We start from the raw sequence: 2,206 nt of genomic DNA, 5'->3' as shown, positions 1-2,206 counted from the left end.
AAAGTACTGCTGTATTTGATCATAAGAAAAGCCCCACAATTATTAGATTCTTCGTCTAACAATTCTAGGGCACTTCAAGGTCGGGCCTGGGGCGAATTGGCTTCGCAAGCAGAAACTCCGTCAGCGGGGACCGTTTCAGCCGGCTTCGCCGTCTTCCACTGGGGACTTTGCCGCAAAACCCGCGTCAAAATCCCGCTCCCGATACAATTAGCGGTGTACACCCGACGAAAACCACGTCGGGCATACACTGCTAATTGTATTTTCGCTGACTCTGTCCCTGCTTGCTACGCCAATTCACCCCAGACCCTAAGTGCATTCACGGAACAATTGCGGTGGTGATTTCAATGTAACGATGAAGCCGCAAACGTCACAATCCGGCATGCTTGAACTGTCACAAGATTAGTCAGCACTATCAGCAAAGGTTTATCAGTATTAGTCCTGTGTGGTATTGCCTCGTAATTGGGAATGATCCTGTAATTGCCACTCCGTAACGTGTCGGTCACGGAGGTGGCGGTGTGCTTGGGCGAAGCGCAGGGAACGGAGTCGGGCGAAAAGATGATTGTCTGGAGACAGGACGGCCGCACTTGCCGTCGTGGCTGCACACAATCATCTCGGGAGCGCGGAGCTGACGCTGCTCTTGCGGCAACTCCGCCAGTGGAAGACCGCGATAGCGGGCTGAAGCGGTCCCCGCCCGACGTAGTTCCCGGAGCGTAGCCCAAGCGCATCACCACCGGAGTTGCCGACCCCACCGCCTTGCGGCGGTATGAAAACTGCTTAAAGTGCAAAGCGCACCCTTGCGGGCACGGACTTACGCTGACGGACAGCGCATATAAAAAGGCCGCCTTGCGGCAGCCTGGATTGCTTAATTAAATCAGTTGCGTTCAAGACGCGGACGAACACGGACCACGGCTTTGAGTACGGTGTAGAGTAGTGCTGCTTGTACCGGCAGAACTACCAGGTTCTTAATGACACGAGGCCAGATAATCACTTGGAGCTTGAAGCCCATCATGACCAGCCACAAGGTATCGAGGCCGACGTTGACGATGCTGACAACCAGCACGGTTGCGACAATCACCCGCCAAAGTGTGACCGCCTTCTTGTGGAAAAAAAGGCCATAAATGAGTGCGCCGACCGCAGCCGACAGCGTGAAGCCCAAGAAATTACCACCGCTACCCCAGAGCATGTACGCAATTTGGTCGTTCAAAGCCGCCGCAAGGGCAGCGAGCCAGGGGCCGAAGTAATACCCCATAAGTCCCGTAGCGATGAATGCTGGACTAATTTTAATCCAATCATTCCCTACGGAAAAGCGTCCCAACACCAAGGCCATTGCCATTAGCATTGCGAGGTACACCAAATTACGCGTCGTGAGCTTGGGGCTCGACAGACTTACTACTTGCATATTGCCATCTCCCTATCGGAGACGCCTTTTCAGGCGAATGCGAACCCAGCACCGCACCCGAAGGTTTCGTCCGGTGTTCACATTCCGTTCCACCGACACTTAACGCGCTGCGTCCTACTCCTTATTTTTAGTAAGCGCATTGCCTACTTGTTAACCATATCACGAACAGGAGGGCTTAGCAAGAGTGAATCATGCGACTTTTGTGCAGTATACACGGTGAAGGGTTTCACCTTTGTTCGCATCAACATCGCAGTACTCATGGTCAAACTGGTAGCCTTGCTTCCACATTGTCCACAAGCTATTCAGTGCTTTGCGGCGCAGTGCACTGCTACCACCGATGATAATGAAGATGCGTACCTCCTCGCCGCTTTGCTGATCAACATACGTGAGTGTCGTCAGCACGCGGCCTGGATGCGCCATCACCGCTTGCAAAATGCCATTAATCCGCGACCAGGCGCTGAGTAAGTTCAGTAGCGTGTTCAAGTTAAACTCATTGTGCATTTTTGGGAGTTCTGATTGTTTCATTGGACATCTCCAGTTCTCCCCCCACGTTTCATTATAAATGTAATCGTGTGGTTAAATAACGCAGCTTTTGTAGAATACCATGCAGATTTTTTTGCTCACAAAAATAACCAGCGATTGCTGGCTATTAGTTGGTATTTAGTGGCTGGTGAATTAGCCCTAACTTTCAGGCAAATCCGCGATAACTTTGTAATCAATCTTCACCGCAGTCTTATTCTTTTTGGCAGTAATCGAAATTGGTCTACTTAAAACTGCGAGAAGATTTTCCAAATTCGCCATGACCAC

At 51.2% G+C, this 2,206-nt stretch carries 2 protein-coding genes and 1 riboswitch; both genes read right to left on the bottom strand.

The window, feature by feature from the left end; translation table 11 throughout:
* Positions 1 to 871 precede the first annotated feature (871 nt).
* Positions 872 to 1,399: a folate family ECF transporter S component gene (locus EKM97_RS11815; protein WP_125572572.1), complete on the bottom strand. Its 528-nt coding sequence runs from the start codon at positions 1,397 to 1,399 to the stop codon at positions 872 to 874.
* A 29-nt stretch (positions 1,400 to 1,428) separates the two neighbouring features.
* Positions 1,429 to 1,523: riboswitch (THF riboswitch) on the bottom strand.
* Between the two features lie 65 nt (positions 1,524 to 1,588).
* Positions 1,589 to 1,924 (bottom strand): hypothetical protein, encoded by a 336-nt coding sequence (locus EKM97_RS11810; protein ID WP_125572571.1) that lies wholly within the window; start codon positions 1,922 to 1,924, stop codon positions 1,589 to 1,591.
* Positions 1,925 to 2,206 lie beyond the last annotated feature (282 nt).

It is taken from the genome of Lacticaseibacillus songhuajiangensis, assembly GCF_003946025.1.
GTDB classification, from domain to species: domain Bacteria; phylum Bacillota; class Bacilli; order Lactobacillales; family Lactobacillaceae; genus Lacticaseibacillus; species Lacticaseibacillus songhuajiangensis.
Note: the sequence above shows the minus strand (reverse complement) of the source record. Positions and strands in the feature narration are given on the sequence as shown.